Raw genomic sequence first — 16,713 nt, forward strand, 5'->3', positions numbered from 1 at the left:
AGCGGGATTAGAAGGTAGCTATGACCGATTTATTTTCCGCTGCCGGACTTGATGAAAATGCGCCGCAACCGCTTGCTGACCGCTTGCGGCCTAAAAATTTGACTGAAGTGATTGGGCAGGACCATCTCATTGGAAAGGATGGTCCCATAGGTCGAATGCTGGCGAATAAACGTCTCGCGAGCATGATTTTGTGGGGGCCGCCCGGAGTGGGCAAAACGACTATCGCGCAATTGCTTGCAGAAGATGCGGGTTTAGCCTTTGATCCAATTTCGGCAATCTTTTCAGGCGTTAAGGATTTGCGTGCCGCGTTTGATCGCGCGGAATCAAGGCGTTCTACGGGTAAGGGAACACTTTTATTTGTAGATGAAATACATCGCTTTAACCGTGCGCAACAGGATGGTTTTTTGCCCTTTGTAGAGCGCGGCGTTGTTACACTCGTTGGCGCAACAACAGAAAACCCAAGTTTTGAACTGAATTCCGCGCTGTTGTCGCGTTGTCAGGTTATGGTGTTGAAAAGGTTAGATGAATTTGCACTTGAAAGCCTTTTGAAGCGCGTTGAAAAGGAAACAAATTCGCCTTTACCACTACAGACTGATGCGAGGTCTGCGTTGGTTGATATGGCTGATGGGGATGGGCGCTATCTGCTGAACCTTGCTGAAGAAGTCACGTCCTTGGGTCAAGTAGCACCCTTGAGCGTTGAAAACTTAGCTAAAATTCTACAAAAACGTGCGCCTTCTTACGATAAAGATCGCGATGAGCATTATAATATGGCGTCTGCTCTGCACAAATCTGTGCGCGGGTCTGATCCTGATGCTGCTTTGTATTGGTTTTGCCGTATGCTGGAAGGCGGCGAAGATCCGCTCTATTTAGCGCGCCGTATTGTAAGGATGGCCTCGGAGGAGGTTGGGCTTGCTGATCCAAGCGCTCTAATGGTAGCTGGAGAGGCGGCGAGGACATATGAGCGGCTAGGGTCGCCTGAGGGGGAGTTGGCGCTAGCGCACGCTTTGGTTCATATCACGACTGCGCCCAAATCAAATGCGGTTTACGCAGCTTATAAACTTGCACGTAAGGCAGCGGCGCAAACGGGGTCGTTGATGCCGCCTAAGCATATACTCAACGCTCCTACGACGATGATGAAAAATCTTGGGTATAATCAAGGCTATAAGTATGATCACGATGAGGAGGGGTCATTCTCAGGTCAAAATTATTTTCCAGATGGCATGGAGCGTCCTTCTTTCTATCAGCCGGAAGGTCGAGGCAGAGAAGCGCCCATTCGTGAGAGAATGGACTATTGGGCCAAGCGTCGTGCAGAGATTGCGCGTAAAAACGACTAGTCTGCTAGGTTTGCGCTATGGCCGTTCTGGGGGTGTGCTTGTTGGCAGATGGGTGTGAGCTAGGCGTTTGATACGCATGTGACATGTATCTGCAACAGAGCTGGCGGCAGTCTGGTGGTTTTCCGTCAGGAAAACTGCGCTAGAAATGTATAAATGACGGCAAGATGGGTCGTCTCGCCGTCATTTGCTTAGGCGAAAATTAGCTGACTACCATAATGCGCCAAGTGTCGATCAAACGTTGACCTACAGCTTTGTTCATGTCGTTTGGGCGGTCGGTGTTGAATGTCCACCCTGGACCATTATAGCCAATGCGTTTGCACATGGCCAAAAACGCGACAGGGTCATCTAATAGATTTAGGTTCCGAATAATTTCAAAACCAAGTTGATCACGGATTGGGGTGAGAGCCATTCGGATTTTGCGGATCGTACCCGGAGAAAATGGCTCCATTGGTGTTGGGTTTGTGGCTGGCATTTGTAAAACTCTACTGGCAGTTACAGGGGATATACGTTTCCATAATTGGATAAGGCGGTGTCCCAAGCAATTTTGCTGGGCGAGCATCCTGATTGCGTTTTCGCTGATGTTGCCGTATGTGCGTTCGCGTTGGATAGCGCTGCTGACAGGAAACCCATGTGCAGCCGCTAGCCGAACAAATGCTGCGGGATCCAATAACACGGTAGGTGCTTTTAGAATCGCAGCATCAAAAGAAAACAGAATTGCGCGCAAGCAATATGCGTCACGCTTATGCGTTTCTGTTAGATCAAATTTAGGTAGCTGAAGTTTTGGTTGTGTTGAACGATTACGCCGTTCGGATACAACCACTGAAAATACGCTACGCTTACTCTGTTCGTCCATTTGCTTGTAACCTTTATCAAGCATTAGATAGAACAGCCCCACAAACAGCATGAACAATGATTCGTGTATTGACAATGCTTTTTTACGTTAAGAACTAAGGTAATTTCATGGAAAACAACAGTAATGACGAGAAACCATGGAAAAAAGGCGACTTTTCCAAAAAGTTAATAAAACCTTACCAAGTAAATAACGAAGATAGAGACTATATGGACGATCTTCTTCTGGGTATGGACGATTCTATACTAGCGTTTAACAAGCCCAGTGGTTTGGCTTGTCAAACAAGAAGCCCCGCTGATCGTACTTTTGATGCTTTGTTAGAGGTGTATGTAAAGCGTAATGGAAAGCGCCCGCGTTTATTGCACCGTTTGGATATGTTGACCTCAGGCGTAATTATTGCTGCGCGGACGAAACCTGCAACAGTGTTTATGTCCAAAGCTTTTGAAGAGCGTAGCGTTTATAAATCTTATCTTGCTATTGTGCGTGGTCCTGCATTTGAAGAAAATGAAGGCGTGATTGATGCACATCTTCAGCGCTATCAGAAAGAGCCAAATTTGGCATTGATGCGTGTGGCTGCACCCGAAGATGAGGGCGCACAAGAAGCGCGCACACGATATCTCGTGCTGGCGAGCCATGAAGATTACCATTTTATATTGCTGACACCAGAAACAGGACGCACGCATCAATTGCGCGTGCATTTGGAGCATATAGGGCGACCAATTCTTGCTGATCCATATTATGGCGTCGCGCAATTAGAAGATGGTTTTCAAGCACCGCGTCTAATGTTGCATGCCTATAGATTATTGACGCCACACCCAGAGGGCGGCGAGATTGATATTATCGCAGATACTCCAGATGATATGCGTGAATGTCTCGCACAATTATCTCTTGAAGAGGGACTACTGGCATTGAAAGAGAAAACAGGCTAAGAGGCCAGCCATGCAGAACATTTTACTTGTTGCTATGGGCGGCGCTATCGGCGCGACGGCTCGCTATCTCCTTTCGGGGTTTGCATTGCGCACATTAGGGCCGAGCATACCGTGGGGGACATTTAGCGCGAATATTCTTGGATCGTTTCTGCTAGGCATCCTTGTGGGGTGGCTCGCATTTAAAGGCGATGCAGGGACGCATTGGAAAATGTTACTGGGAACTGGGATGATGGGTGGTTTTACGACATTCTCCACCTTCAGCCTAGAAACTGTGATGATGATAGAACGTAAAGCATATAGCCAAGCAGCGTTATATGCATTTGGAAGTTTGGCGCTCGGGGTGGTCGCCATGTTTGTTGGCTTGATGATCGCCCGAAAGGTGTTTGCACTATGAATTGGAACCAAGGACAGGTCTTACAGATTCCTGTATCTGAATCAGAAGATGATGTACGGTTGGACCGCTGGTTAAAGCGCCGCTTTCCGGGGCTGACACAGGGGCAGGTCGAAAAACTATTACGCAAGGGCGAAGTGCGAGTTGATGGTGCGCGCGCTAAATCCAATACACGGCTTCAAGCAGGTCAAAGTGTGCGTATACCGCCTATGCCATCAACAGAAGGCGGCAAGAAGCACGCTGAGAAAGATGACGAACCTTACGTATCACCTCGCGATGCTGAATTGATTAAGTCATTCATTCTATATGAAGATGAAGACGTATATGTGCTGAATAAGCCTTCGGGACTTGCGGTGCAGGGCGGAACTAAGACATTGCGCCACGTAGATGGAATGGCAGCTGCTTTAACGCGTCCGGGACAAGATAAGCCAAAGCTAGTGCACCGCCTTGATAAAGATACGTCCGGTTTGCTTGTGCTTGCGAAGACAGCAGCGTCAGCAGCAGAAATGAGCGCACACTTTCGGTCGCGGTCTTTGGATAAGATTTACTGGGCTGTGATTATCGGTGTGCCGAACCCAACCGAGGGGGAGCTGCGCGGTTGGATGAATAAATCCACGGGCGCTGATAAGGAGCTGATGACAGCAGGTGTGCACGGCCAAAAAGGTGCCGTGTTTGCGGTGACAGATTTTAAAGTGGTAGCAAATGCAGGGCAGCGTGCATCTTGGGTCGCGCTAAAACCATCTACGGGGCGAAAGCACCAATTGCGTTATCACATGTCTGAAATTGGCCACGCGATTATTGGCGATAATAAATACACATGTGATCGTGAAACACCAACGGGTGTGGGTGGTGGTTTGCATCTACATGCGCGTGCACTGCGTTTGCCGCGTCGTCACGGGCCAGACGTTGAGATAGTGGCACCTTTGCCTGATCACATGGAAAAAACATTTGATTTGTTTGGTTTCCATCCATCAGAAGCGGGCAATCCATTTGAAACAATTACACCTGTAGGACGCCGTCGCTAGAGCGTGCGGGCACTGAGGAGAATTTTATGTCACTGAAATTAGCCGTGTGGGACCTTGATGGAACCATCGTGGATAGTCGTGAAATCATTCAAGGCGCGATGGTTTCCGCTTTTACGAAATGGGGCATCAAAGCACCTGATTATGACCAAACACGTCAAATCGTTGGGCTAACGCTGGCTACGGCGATTGAAAACCTCGTGCCGGATGCTGAGCCTGCTCTCATCGCCAATCTAACTGAAGACTATAAGAAGAGCTTTATCGCTTTGCGCCAAGCGCCCGATTATAAAGAACCATTATATGACGGCTCAATTCAGTTGTTGAATGATATGGTTGCCGATGGGTGGCTGATGGGCGTGGCGACGGGAAAATCTCGCCAAGGGCTGAGCCATATTTTGGATATGCATGATTTGGAGAAGTTCTTCGACACGCATTGGTGTGCTGATGATGGACCGGGTAAACCGCATCCGCATATGGTGCAGAAGAATATGGATCAGCTTGGATGCTTTGCCGAGCAGACCGTGATGATTGGGGACGCAATTTTCGATATGCAAATGGCGCGTGCAGCGAATGTGCATGCCTTGGGTGTGTCTTGGGGGTTTGGTAAAGCTGATGAGCTAGCTGCTGCGGGCGCGCATGCTGTCGTGCATGATTATAACGAGCTACGCCAATCCTTGTTTGAATTTGGCGCAAAGGTGACGTCATGAGTGAGCTGGGAAATGCAGGCCAAAGACTAAAAAAATTCTACAAACAAGTGGCTGTTGAAAAATTAGAGCAGGGTGGCTGGACGATTTTGCTTGATGGGCGCCAACTTAAGACGCCGGCAAAGAAAGTGCTCGATCTGCCGACAGAAGAACTGGCAGGTGCGGTGGCCGCAGAATGGGCGGATCAGGTAGATTATATTGATGTTGCGGGAATGCATATTTCACGACTGGTGAATGTCGCGATTGACCGAACACCTTTGGCGCGTGAAGAAATGGCGCTGGAAGTGGCACGTTATGCGGAAACGGATCTGGTGTCGCATTTGGCTGAAGGCCCGACGAGTCTACGCGAACGCCAAGCGGAAGGGTGGGCACCTATCAGAGATTGGGCTGCACAAGAGCTGAACGTATTCTTGCTGCCAGTTGAAGGCGTGATGGCAAGCCCTCAACCGACGACATCACTTGAGGCAGCGCGCGCGCATGCGGCGGGACTTGGCGATATGCGGCTCACAGGATTGAATTTTGGACTTGGATTGTTTGGATCTGCTGTTTTGGCTTTGGCTGTTGAGCAGGGGCGCTTAATGGCGGAAGAGGCGTTTGATCTCTCACGTATTGACGAGATATTTCAGGCTGAACAATGGGGTGAGGATGAAGAGGCGATGGCGCGAACAGCATATAACCGTCACCAAGCTTTAGGATTGGGTGTCTTTTTCGCGACGCTTTAAAGCTGAAAATAAGGCGATAATCACAAGCGCGTGATAATATCTAAGTTATTGTAGTTACAAACGTTTACATGGCGATGCTTGAATGCGTTGTTCATATTGGGTTGGGTTTGTAGGGCGCATTCTGGATGTATGAATACACATATATCTTTACATAAATGGGCGTCCGTCGCTGCGATAGCAGCGTCCACGCTCTTCGTAGCTCCCGCAACTCTTGCTGATGTGTCCGTTAAAACGCAGATATCCAAACAGCATTTTGGTGGCAATCGTCATAATAATAATGGTCGTGCAGTAACCGTTTTACGCGAATGTGGATCAAGTGGGTATCGTCAAAACACTTGCCATTTTGATGTAGGTTTCCCTATTGCGGATGCGCGTGTGCATGATCGCAAGTCCAAGGGAAGTTGTGATCGCGGAGATGAATGGGGTATTCGCGGTAATTCCATGTGGATTAGAGATGGGTGTCGCGCGATATTTGAGCTTTCTAGTGTGCGCTTCCCTGAAAATTACGACCGCGTGTATGACAATGACCGCTACAATAACGGGCATGAAAACCATAATCGCGGATATGACCGGCACAATCGGCATGGCGGATATCAGCAGATAAGCCATTACCAAGAACGCGAGGCGATTGGTAGTTGTGCACGAGAAGCAAGCCAGCAAGCTTATCGGTATAATGCCTATTCTGCCCAATATACCCAGCAGCCACGTGTTGAAGTTGGGCGGCATGGTAGCCTTCGCGTCACCGGCATTGTGCGTGTGCATAGTCCAGATGGATTCCGCAATAGGAGTACGCAATGCTCTTTGGGACGGGATGGACGAGTCGATCAATTTAGTTTTGGTCGTTAATGAATAAATGCTGCGAAAGCGAATGATGCAATGCAGCATATGACAAAGTGCCGCGACCTAAAAATGCAGGTTTTGCGGCATTTTTGCTTAAAGAATATATCATTTGGGCGGTTTGGGGAGGATTCGTCACTTGCCAGATGGGGCTTCTGCCTTCTATTTAGGTAAGAGATAAAGATACATAATAAGTACGGGGCATTTGATGAGCAGCGATATCTTAGAACGGCTCGCAGAAAAGCGTGAACAAGCAAGACTTGGTGGCGGGCAAGCTAGAATCGATAAGCAGCACGAAAAAGGTAAACTGACCGCACGTGAAAGAATCGAAGTTCTTCTGGATGAAGGTTCTTTTGAAGAGTGGGACATGTTCGTCGAGCACCGCTGTAGCGACTTTGGTATGGCTGATAAACGTATTCCCGGTGATGGTGTTGTGACTGGTTGGGGTACGATTGATGGCCGTCCGGTCTATGTATTCTCAAAAGACTTTACTGTATTTGGTGGATCACTTTCTAAAGCGCATGCTGAGAAAATCATCAAAGTACAACAAGCAGCGGTGCGCAATGGTGCTCCTGTGATTGGTTTGTTTGATGCGGGTGGTGCGCGTATCCAAGAAGGTGTTGATTCGCTTGCTGGATATGCAGAAATCTTCCTTGAAAACGTCATGGCTTCCGGTGTTGTGCCTCAGATTTCTGTGATCATGGGGCCATGTGCGGGTGGGGATGTCTATTCTCCTGCCATCACGGACTTCATTTTCATGGTCAAAGATACATCCTACATGTATGTGACAGGTCCAGACGTTGTAAAATCCGTGACGAATGAAACTGTGTCTCACGAAGAGTTAGGCGGTGCATCTGTCCACGCTGTGAAATCGGGTGTTGTAGATGGCGCTTTTGACAATGACGTAGAAGCATTGACGCAAATTCGCCGTTTGGTGAACTTCCTCCCGGGTTCTCAAGCACACAAACCACCTAAACGTCCCACTTTTGATACAATAGACCGTATGGAAGCAAGCTTAGATACGCTTATTCCTGCTAACCCGAACATGCCATACGACATGAGCGAGTTGATTTTGAAAGTCGCAGATGAAGGGGATTTCTTTGAAGTCAGCCCTGATTTTGGGAAGAATGTTATCTGTGGTTTCGGTCGTATTGAAGGCGCGCCAGTTGGCTTTGTTGCGAACCAACCTATGACATTGGCAGGGGTGTTAGATATTGATGCGTCTCGCAAGGCTGCGCGTTTTGTGCGTTTCTGTGACTGTTTCAATATTCCGATTATTACGTTTGTAGACGTACCGGGCTTCATGCCGGGAACTAAGCAAGAATATGGTGGCTTGATCAAGCATGGTGCAAAACTATTGTTTGCATACGCTGAGGCCACAGTGCCTAAAATCACTATCATTACACGTAAAGCCTAGGTGGTGCTTATGATGTGATGAGCTCTAAGCATATTCGCGGGGACGTGAATTATGCATGGCCAAATGCTGAGATTGCTGTGATGGGTGCGAAGGGGGCTGCTGAGATTATTTATCGTGCGGACCGTGATAACCCTGAAAAAATGGCTGAGCACACGAAGGAATATGAAGATCGATTTGCCAACCCATTTGTTGCTGCGGGTAAGGGCTATATTGATGATGTTATCCAGCCACACAACACACGCTTTAGAATTGCGCGTTCACTGCGCCAATTGAAGAATAAAGACGTGAAAAATCCAACGAAAAAGCATGACAACATCCCGCTATAATTGGCGATTTGTCACAAGATAATAAAAGGCCCGCTGTCTTATGATAGCGGGCTTTTTTATGTGTCTTGTAAAGAGCTTTAGCTTATGCTGCCGCAGGATCAGATTTTGGATCTTCTTGAGGGACTGCTTTGGGAGCTTCAATTTCTTCTTCAGTGTGTTCTGCGATAAATTCTTTCATGAACCGGCGGATTTCTCTGGAGGCACTCGTATCGAGATCATCACAGAGTTCCACAAACAGATCGCGTTCGTCTTTGTTGACGCGAAGCACCAACTGACTGTCTTTTTTGTTTTTTTTGCTCTTCTTTTTGGAAGGAGACATAATCGTATACTTTCATCATACGGATCAAACGTATGACAAAGTATATACATATTGTGTCCAAGCATCAACCCATTGCTTGTTCAGCAACAGATTAAAACATCAGCTTGCTGATCTTAGCTATGTCGCAGGTGTCGTCGAGCTAATTAAAACGCGTGTGGCTTTTTACGTTTGAACCAGAAATGGCGCATATTCCATTTTTTCAATAATTTCTTGTCATTGGGTGCATCAAATGCGTGTCGCGGGATGTGAACATCATTCATGACGGGTTTGAGACCGCGAATGAGGTCTTCTTCAACACGACGTCTTTCTGCTTCGGATTTGAAACGCGCAACATGACGTTCGGTTGCGCCCAATTGCCACCATGCACGCCCCCATTTTTCATGGCCTTTCAAGCGACCGCTAAGGCTTGCTGCCTTACCCACATAAAGAGGCTTGAGCCAGAAAACGAAATAGCGACGCACGAAAATGTAAATTCCGGGGTCAGAAGGGAGGCCTTTGTCAGTCAGGGTAATGTTGAACCAGTATTTTTTTCCTGTTTCACCACGCCAGCGATGCAGTCCGAAAATAAGCATTTACTCAACCTGTCTTTTTGCGTCCATCTATGGAGCTCTAACAGAATAGCATTTGCTGTTTTTGGTTAACGTCTCGTTAATGAATTGTGGCGTGCGAGTGAAGATTCGATGGTGGGGGTAAGGTTTCGGAAATTAGAGAAAATTTACGCGACACGAACACAGATTTTCGTTGGTATGCGAATACGCCAAAGGGGGATGGGGTAGGTTTCCAGAACGTGCAAAATATTCAATATGAATAGTAAGATGCACGTATTGATTGTGTTTGGTGTGAAAAATGTATGGATGCATACAAAAAACAATCGAAACGATTAATTTGAAGCGCGTTAGCCTGTGTTGGAAAGTCGCACTATCTGCCTAAGGTCTTGATTGTATTTCAAGAGTGTAAAGGCTATCAATAAATAAAAATAACGGATTAATCCGAGATATAACGGGGCACATGTAACTTATGTTTTCTAAAATTTTGATTGCAAACCGCGGAGAGATCGCTTGCCGAGTCATCAAGACTTGTAAAAGGCTCGGGGTCAAAACAGTCGTTGTGTATTCAGAAGCTGACGCAGGCTCTTTAGCGGTAGAACTTGCTGATGAGGCTGTCTTTATTGGTGGCTCCGCATCAGCAGATAGTTATCTGGTGCAAGACAAAATCATTGCGGCGGTAAAGCAAACAGGTGCCCAAGCTGTTCACCCAGGATTTGGTTTTCTATCTGAAAATGCTGAATTTGCGCGCCGTCTCGAAAAAGAGAAAATTGCATTCATCGGTCCAAACCCCGTAGCGATTGAAGCGATGGGTGACAAAATCACTTCTAAGAAATTCGCTGCTGAAGCAGGTGTAAGCACAGTGCCTGGGCATATGGGATTGATTGAAGACGCTGAAGAGGCGGTTAAAATCTCCCAAAGTGTTGGTTATCCTGTGATGATCAAGGCATCTGCTGGCGGCGGCGGTAAAGGTATGCGTATCGCTTGGAATGATGAGGAAGCCCGTGAAGGTTTCCGCGATTCCAAAGCTGAGGCTAAAGGCTCATTTGGTGATGACCGTATCTTTATCGAGAAATTTATCACTGAGCCACGCCATATCGAAATCCAAGTTTTAGGTGATAAGCACGGCCATTGTATTCACCTGAATGAGCGTGAATGTTCTATTCAGCGCCGTAACCAAAAAGTGGTTGAAGAAGCGCCTTCACCCTTTATTGACGCGAAAACACGTGCGGCAATGGGGAAGCAATCTATAGCGCTTGCTAAAGCAGTGAATTATGACTCAGCTGGTACGGTTGAATTCATCGTCGATAAAGACAAGAATTTCTACTTCCTAGAAATGAACACGCGTTTGCAGGTGGAGCACCCAGTTACAGAAATGACAACTGGTATTGATCTCGTCGAGCAAATGCTGCTTGTCGCTTATGGTGAAAAACTAGCGCATCAGCAAAACGATATCGGCATTAAAGGATGGGCAGTTGAAACGCGCATTTATGCTGAAGACCCATACCGTAATTTCTTGCCGTCCATTGGGCGTTTGAAGCGTTGCCAATTTCCAGCTGAAGGTAAGCTAGGCAAAGGCGAAGTGCGTATCGATACAGGTGTGCGCGAAGGTGATGAAATTTCCATGTTTTATGACCCTATGATCGCTAAACTAATCACGCACGGCAAAACACGCAGCGATGCGATTGATGTGCATGAAATGGCGTTGGACCGTCTTCACATTGAAGGTATTCAGGATAACTCACCTTTCTTGCAAGCGGTGATTGCTCAAGATCGCTTTAAAAGCGGTAAGCTAACGACAAACTATATTCCAGATGAGTTTCCTGACGGGTTTAGCGGCGTTGATCCATCTAAAGAGCAACAAATCTTGCTTGCGGCTGTAGCAACCTTCATTCACTCTACTTTTGTAAAACGCGCCAACCAGATTTCAGACCAGATGGATACAGAGCGTGGATTGCGTAATGAGTGGGTGGTGATGATTGATCGCAAACCATACCCAGTGAAAATTGCTTTTAGTGAAGGCGAAGCTGAAATTAGCTTTAAGGGCAAGAAGACTCCGGTCAGCTTATCTACGGCTTGGAAGCCGGGCATGGGCATTATGGATGGCACAATCGAAAATGCGCCATTCGCTGTGCGTATTGAAGATACTACTGAGGGCTATGTGCTGCGTCATCGCGGTGTGAAGGCTAAAGTATTGGTGCTGTCGCCCAAGACTGCTGAACTCTATGCCAAGCTTCCTGAAAAAGAAGCACCTGATATGTCAAAATTGATCCTTAGCCCGATGCCTGGGCTTGTGGTGTCTATTGCTGTTGAGGTGGGGCAGGCTGTGAAGGCGGGTGAGGCTGTGTGTGTGGTGGAAGCCATGAAGATGCAGAACATTATCCGCGCTGAAGCAGATGGCACAGTGGCTGCTGTAAATGCAGAAGCTGGCGATTCTGTTGCGGCGGATGCTGTCCTTGTTGAGTTTGAATAGTCATTACTACTTTTAGGCTGGAGGGGAGGCGTTGACCGTCTCCCCAAACAGTTTTTCAAATTGGCCTCTAAGAACACTATCTACTTCTGGGAGCGTAACCGGATAACCAAGGTCGGCGAGACTGGTTACGCCCAATCCATCCTGTGAAATACCGCAGGGAATAATTCCACTAAAGTGCTCAAGATTGGGTTCTACATTTAAGCTAATGCCATGAAATGACACCCATTTGCGTAGGCGCACGCCTATGGCGGCTATTTTGTCTTCGTGCATTTGACCGGTTGATGCAGTGCGGTCCACCCATACACCAACGCGTCCATCGCGCCGTTCACCCCGTATATTAAACTCTCCCAGCGTCGCGATAACCCATTCTTCCAATCCACTTACAAACGCGCGCACGTCACGCCCACGTTTGCCAACGTTCAGCATGACATACGCCACACGCTGGCCTGGACCATGATATGTAAATTGTCCGCCGCGACCTGCATCAATCACAGGAAAGCGGTCTGGGTCGGTAAGATCATCCTTTTTGGCGCTAGTGCCGGCAGTATACACTGGCGGGTGTTCCAGAAGCCATACAAGTTCAGCAGCTTCACCCGCTGAAATAGCTGCGACGCGCGCCTCCATTATTTCTACGGCTTTGTTGTAATCAACAAGATTGTCAGAGATAGCCCATTCAATTTTTGGGATGCTTTGATCGTGAATGTTTGAACTAATCGACGCGCTCATTGAATATGTTAACTCCTTACTCACCTAGATAGGTCATTTTCCAAGTCTAGGTTAATAACTAAGAAATGGGGTTTCTTTCTTGTCGTCGCAAATGGATTCCGTCGAAATAGAGATTACAGTGCTTTTAGGGCGCTCCAAAATCCCTATGCAACAATTATTGCGTATGGGACGTGGTGCTGTGATTCCTTTGGACGCTAGCGAATACGATGAAGTATGGATTCTTGCAAATAATCACCCAATCGCACGCGGTGAGCTAGTGATTGATGGTGAACGTGTATCCGTATCTATAACGGGTGCTGCGCAAGTAGAAGACTATTACGCCACAGAGCAATAGCATTCGGTTATCAGACTATAAGCTCACCCAAAGCTGCTTGGTAGCTGTAGGTGCCCAGTCTGGTCGCAGACACCATGTAGCTGCTATGGAGGCGGTGTTCAGGCGAAAGAAAATTTCAGTAATCTGACGTTTTTTTATCAAATTCTCTGCCAAATCAAAAAAATAATTCATTATGGTGAATTTTCGGGGTTCACATGCGCGTAGCTATCTGTATATGTCGCTGCTCGTTTCGGTTTGCGGCCGTGGCGGAATTGGTAGACGCGCAGCGTTGAGGTCGCTGTGGGGTAAAACCCGTGGAAGTTCGAGTCTTCTCGGCCGCACCAAACTATCCTAGAGAGGCCCCGTGCCAAGCGGGGAACTCGGATAGAAATGTCTCATAATACTGTTATTTAAAGCAATATTTGATTGAAGAGATGTTTAGTCCTTTTCGAGGATTAAAATAGCGTCCTCCCATTCCTTAGGTGGCGTCATCGAACGCTCTTGGCCTATTTGGAAGTTACCTGCGTCTTGTTTGTTTCCATTTCGAGGGTCAAACCATTGCGCGGATGCGGGGTATGAAGCTGTGTTCTTTACGTCGGTAGAAGATGTGTTGGTAAAATAGACGAGAGCTATTTCGTGTTGGGGAGAAGAAACACCAGATTTCAGGTTTTCGCCTTCTTCCTTAGGGCCTGTGATTAAGCTGTCATCGGGAATCCAATCATGCCAATTGTGGTCAATGAGGAATTGCTTTGCGATGCTTGCCAATTGAAAGGCTGCAGGAAAGTCTAGGGCTTCTTGCCATGTGTGGCCGCAATTGTAATCGCCATCAGTGCCACGCATAGCCCAGATAGGGCCAGCTCCATAGGTGTGGCCTGCACCACCAGCGAAGAACGTATGGTAGGCTTGTCTCCTTGCTCTTAAAGGAGTTACCCATCCGCACCCATGTTGATAAGATCCATATTCATATGAGCCTTCAAGAAAAAGGCTTGGCTTGGCGGGAGAGGATAGCTGATAATCTCGAAGCATCGTTGAGAAGACGTGATCGACCTCCTTCCAGACTTCTACACCATTTGCATCAAGCCAAGCATCATTGTGAAACCAGCTCGAAGAATTGTACGGTACATCACCGTCAGGATGATATGTCATGAAGATTTCATCCCAAGCTTTATCGGGTTGATTCCAGCTGAGTTGTTTCTGGGTTGTACCTAAGGCAATACCTTCTGCCATAGCTCTGAATATGTCTTTGTGATCATAACTTTGGGCGGAAGGATTGTTTTCGTCTGGTGCAATTTCAGGTTTTGCATCGCCGCCTATAACCCAAATTATATTTGGGTAGTTTTTATAACGCTCTCCTAGAAATGCGCCATATTTCTTTGCTTCTTCAGCTGTAAACTCGGGGTGGGCACCTGAAAACTGAGGTGTGACATAAGCGCGGCCCCAGCAAGGGAGTAGAGCAAGGTGCATGCCTCGTTTTTCTATTGCATTTATAACGTAATCAGCGTGGTCCCAATAGTCATTGGGATCGGATGATGACCCGCCGTCTACGATAAGTGGTTCGCTTGTATTGGGGGCGTCATCTTCTCCGGAAAATGGGCGGTGGCCATAAGCATTGGTCGCATTATGTGGGCCATTTGGGAGGCCTCCACCATGAGGGTACCAGAAGGCAACAGACTGAATGACTGTGAAGCCTAATTCTTTCCGGTGATCGAGATATAGGTCAACTTCTTCTCTCGTGAGCTGTTGAAATAGTCCCCAAGCGGTGTCCCCAATCCAAAGAAAAGGTGTTTCATCTTCATATTGTATTCTATGCCCATTTTCAGAAACTTCTAATTTTCCATGCTGTTGCCAAGGTGATGACGCGCAAGCTGAAATAGGGGTGAGAAGTAAACTCATGGCGAGGCATAGGGAGGTTCGCATATTTTTCCTTTCAGAGGAGAGATATTAGGCGATGCCAATGTGGGGTAAGGTCAATGTATCTGCTTTTGGTCAGTAGGCTAGGCATGACTTTACGATTACACTCTATTTTGAGATTAGTTTTTGCCAGAATGGTGGCGGTAGGTCTCCGGTTTGGGCCATGTTTGCTATGTCTCTCAAAGACGAAAGTGCGCTTTCCATAATGTGAGGTGTTGAGAATTCTTCTTGATAGACAACATAGGCGGGGTAGGAAAATTCTGGTGCTGTTTCAATTTTGAAAAGTACCCCTTTATTCAAATAGTCTTGGACAATTCGCCGAGGAAAATAGGCGGCACCTTTATTACGTATCACAAGGTTTACGCCGATAGCCCCCAAATTTATTGTCAGGCCTGGATTGTGAAGGTCAGGGAAAGCTGCTGCATGAGTTGACCGAAAAGTTTCCCCTAAGTCGTTGTAAATATAGTTTTTATGAAGAGGTATACTCAGGTCTGTTGTAACGAGGATGAGTTGATCATCGAATAATTCTTCGACATGCATACCTGGCCGTTGTTCGGGTTGGTAGACAACGGCGATGTCCATTACGCCTTCTCCCATTTCTCTTATGAGGCGCGCTGGCATTCCTATAGAGCAGCGTAAAGCAACATTGGGCATTAAAGCTTGAAAATGGGGAACCCATTGCACCAATAAGCGATTCCACAGGCTGTATTGTCCGCCAATTATCAATGTATCTTCATAACCTTCAGGCACAGCGACATGATGCTTGGCTTCTTCCCATATGCGCACCATGGAATGTGCGAAACGGTAAAATTGTTGGCCAGCAGGAGTGAGTTCGCAGCCACCTTTGGATCGAATAAAAAGTGGCTTACCTAATTGTTCTTCAAGGGATTTTATGCGTGCGCTGACTGTTGATTGGGTCACATATACGCGTTTGGAGGCTTCGATAAAATTACCGCATTCAACAATCGCGAGGAAGGTTTGAGCTTGGGTGATGTCCATTTTAAATCGCTTTTTTCGATATTAAAGCCCAATTATATTCGTTTGCCTGATTTAAATCTAGTCTTTAAAACGAAATGCATAGGCGGAACTTCCCGTCAGCATGAAAGGAAAAGGCTATGTTTAAATTCGATAAAAGAATGGCCATTATCGTAATCCTTGCTGCTGCTGCACTTGGCACAGCGGGATGTGCGTCAACAGGTAGAGACTTTGGAGATGAAGTCGGTCAGGTTGCGAAAGACTGGAAAAAAGGCGAGAAAAAACTTGCGACTGGTGAAGATCTTGTGCGTGATGGAAACAAGAAAGTTCGTAAAGGAAACAAGGCATTAGATAAGGCTGAAGCCGACGAGCGTGCAGCACAGCGCAATGTTGATGCAACGCAAAGCAAATATGATCTTGCGATTTCTACGCTTGGAGATGCTGTGAACCCTGATCAAGCTATGGATGAGGCCGATAGCATTAAATCTTTAAGTAAAGACCTAAAAGATGCCAAGTCTGACCTGAATAACGCATTGAAAAAGCAGAAAAAAGCTCGAAAAGACATTTCAGATGGTAGATCCAAAATTGAAAAAGGTAAGCGCCTTATCAAAGAGGGTGAAGAAGAAATGAAATCCGTTGAGACGCAATATAAAGAAATCGCATCAAACGTGAATTAGAGCCATTGAGTGTAGAGTAGCCTAAAGTAGAGTAGTGTGAGGGGTGCCAGCTAATGCGCTGGTGCCCCTTTGCTTTATGCCTTTGCTGGGGATGATAGTCGTCTGGTTTTGCTCTGAAAGTACTATGAAGGGCAAGTTCTTTATGCTTGCAGGTACTATGTTGCTTTGCTTGTGTGTTTAAAGCGTTGGGAGAGTAGGCGAAACGCGATAGTCTGTAGTGAATCACATTTAGAAATTGGCAT

The 16,713-nt window shown here is 47.0% G+C and carries 16 protein-coding genes, 1 tRNA gene and 1 pseudogene; 12 read left to right on the forward strand and 6 right to left on the reverse strand.

Translation table 11 applies throughout. The features are described from left to right. Positions 1-20: 20 nt before the first annotated feature. On the forward strand, positions 21-1,334 hold the full coding sequence (locus ACFQS8_RS00535; RefSeq protein WP_382164689.1) for a replication-associated recombination protein A: 1,314 nt from the start codon (positions 21-23) through the stop codon (positions 1,332-1,334). Positions 1,335-1,533: 199 nt separating this feature from the next. Here the strand turns inward: ACFQS8_RS00535 and ACFQS8_RS00540 are convergent, their stop codons facing one another. Further along, positions 1,534-2,211 carry a hypothetical protein gene (locus ACFQS8_RS00540; RefSeq protein ID WP_382164691.1) on the reverse strand — a complete coding sequence of 226 codons (678 nt, stop codon included), beginning with the start codon at positions 2,209-2,211 and terminating at the stop codon, positions 1,534-1,536. Positions 2,212-2,294: 83 nt separating this feature from the next. On the opposite strand from ACFQS8_RS00540, the gene ACFQS8_RS00545 reads away from it, so the two are divergent. From ACFQS8_RS00545 to ACFQS8_RS00575, 7 genes and pseudogenes are all read left to right on the forward strand, one after another. Further along, complete coding sequence (locus ACFQS8_RS00545) at positions 2,295-3,113, forward strand: RluA family pseudouridine synthase (protein ID WP_382164693.1); 819 nt, start codon at positions 2,295-2,297, stop codon at positions 3,111-3,113. A 10-nt stretch (positions 3,114-3,123) separates the two neighbouring features. Beyond that, positions 3,124-3,507, forward strand: a complete 384-nt coding sequence (crcB, locus tag ACFQS8_RS00550; protein WP_382164695.1) for a fluoride efflux transporter CrcB — start codon at positions 3,124-3,126, stop codon at positions 3,505-3,507. Continuing rightward, a complete protein-coding gene (locus tag ACFQS8_RS00555; RefSeq protein ID WP_382164696.1) occupies positions 3,504-4,529 on the forward strand; it encodes an RluA family pseudouridine synthase in 1,026 nt (341 codons plus the stop codon). Before crcB ends, ACFQS8_RS00555 begins: the two co-directional genes overlap by 4 nt. A 26-nt stretch (positions 4,530-4,555) precedes the next feature. Then, a complete protein-coding gene (locus ACFQS8_RS00560; RefSeq protein ID WP_382164697.1) occupies positions 4,556-5,233 on the forward strand; it encodes an HAD-IA family hydrolase in 678 nt (225 codons plus the stop codon). Continuing rightward, the gene (locus ACFQS8_RS00565; protein ID WP_382164699.1) at positions 5,230-5,952 is read left to right on the forward strand and encodes an ATP12 family chaperone protein; all 723 of its coding nucleotides are present in this window, start codon (positions 5,230-5,232) and stop codon (positions 5,950-5,952) included. Before ACFQS8_RS00560 ends, ACFQS8_RS00565 begins: the two co-directional genes overlap by 4 nt. A 129-nt stretch (positions 5,953-6,081) precedes the next feature. Further along, positions 6,082-6,798 (forward strand): DUF3011 domain-containing protein, encoded by a 717-nt coding sequence (locus ACFQS8_RS00570; RefSeq protein WP_382164701.1) that lies wholly within the window; start codon positions 6,082-6,084, stop codon positions 6,796-6,798. 199 nt (positions 6,799-6,997) lie between these two features. Then, positions 6,998-8,532: pseudogene (locus ACFQS8_RS00575) on the forward strand (acyl-CoA carboxylase subunit beta). Between the two features lie 82 nt (positions 8,533-8,614). Here the strand turns inward: ACFQS8_RS00575 and ACFQS8_RS00580 are convergent. Further along, on the reverse strand, positions 8,615-8,851 hold the full coding sequence (locus tag ACFQS8_RS00580) for a hypothetical protein (protein WP_382164703.1): 237 nt from the start codon (positions 8,849-8,851) through the stop codon (positions 8,615-8,617). A gap of 143 nt (positions 8,852-8,994) precedes the next feature. Further along, positions 8,995-9,423, reverse strand: a complete 429-nt coding sequence (locus ACFQS8_RS00585) for a GIY-YIG nuclease family protein (RefSeq protein WP_382164705.1) — start codon at positions 9,421-9,423, stop codon at positions 8,995-8,997. A 445-nt stretch (positions 9,424-9,868) separates the two neighbouring features. Between ACFQS8_RS00585 and ACFQS8_RS00590 the strand changes: the two genes are divergently transcribed. Continuing rightward, positions 9,869-11,869 (forward strand): acetyl-CoA carboxylase biotin carboxylase subunit, encoded by a 2,001-nt coding sequence (locus ACFQS8_RS00590; protein WP_382164707.1) that lies wholly within the window; start codon positions 9,869-9,871, stop codon positions 11,867-11,869. Between the two features lie 12 nt (positions 11,870-11,881). Here ACFQS8_RS00590 and lipB read toward each other — a convergent pair whose 3' ends face one another. Next, complete coding sequence (gene lipB, locus ACFQS8_RS00595) at positions 11,882-12,595, reverse strand: lipoyl(octanoyl) transferase LipB (RefSeq protein ID WP_382164709.1); 714 nt, start codon at positions 12,593-12,595, stop codon at positions 11,882-11,884. A 91-nt stretch (positions 12,596-12,686) separates the two neighbouring features. Between lipB and ACFQS8_RS00600 the strand changes: the two genes are divergently transcribed. After that, entirely contained in the window at positions 12,687-12,929 is a 243-nt protein-coding gene (locus ACFQS8_RS00600; RefSeq protein WP_051089142.1) for a FliM/FliN family flagellar motor switch protein, read from the forward strand. A 236-nt stretch (positions 12,930-13,165) separates the two neighbouring features. Continuing rightward, positions 13,166-13,252, forward strand: a tRNA-Leu gene (locus ACFQS8_RS00605). Positions 13,253-13,346: 94 nt separating this feature from the next. On the opposite strand, the gene ACFQS8_RS00610 is transcribed toward ACFQS8_RS00605, so the two are convergent. Together ACFQS8_RS00610 and ACFQS8_RS00615 are read right to left on the reverse strand one after the other, a co-directional pair. Continuing rightward, a complete protein-coding gene (locus ACFQS8_RS00610; protein WP_382164711.1) occupies positions 13,347-14,825 on the reverse strand; it encodes a glycoside hydrolase family 140 protein in 1,479 nt (492 codons plus the stop codon). 102 nt (positions 14,826-14,927) lie between these two features. After that, positions 14,928-15,818 carry a LysR family transcriptional regulator gene (locus tag ACFQS8_RS00615; protein WP_382164713.1) on the reverse strand — a complete coding sequence of 297 codons (891 nt, stop codon included), beginning with the start codon at positions 15,816-15,818 and terminating at the stop codon, positions 14,928-14,930. A gap of 116 nt (positions 15,819-15,934) precedes the next feature. Between ACFQS8_RS00615 and ACFQS8_RS00620 the strand changes: the two genes are divergently transcribed. Then, positions 15,935-16,471 carry a hypothetical protein gene (locus tag ACFQS8_RS00620; protein WP_382164715.1) on the forward strand — a complete coding sequence of 179 codons (537 nt, stop codon included), beginning with the start codon at positions 15,935-15,937 and terminating at the stop codon, positions 16,469-16,471. Positions 16,472-16,713: the final 242 nt, after the last annotated feature.

Origin of the sequence: Hirschia litorea, assembly GCF_042665075.1 — a bacterium.
In the GTDB taxonomy this organism is placed as follows: domain Bacteria; phylum Pseudomonadota; class Alphaproteobacteria; order Caulobacterales; family Hyphomonadaceae; genus Hirschia; species Hirschia litorea.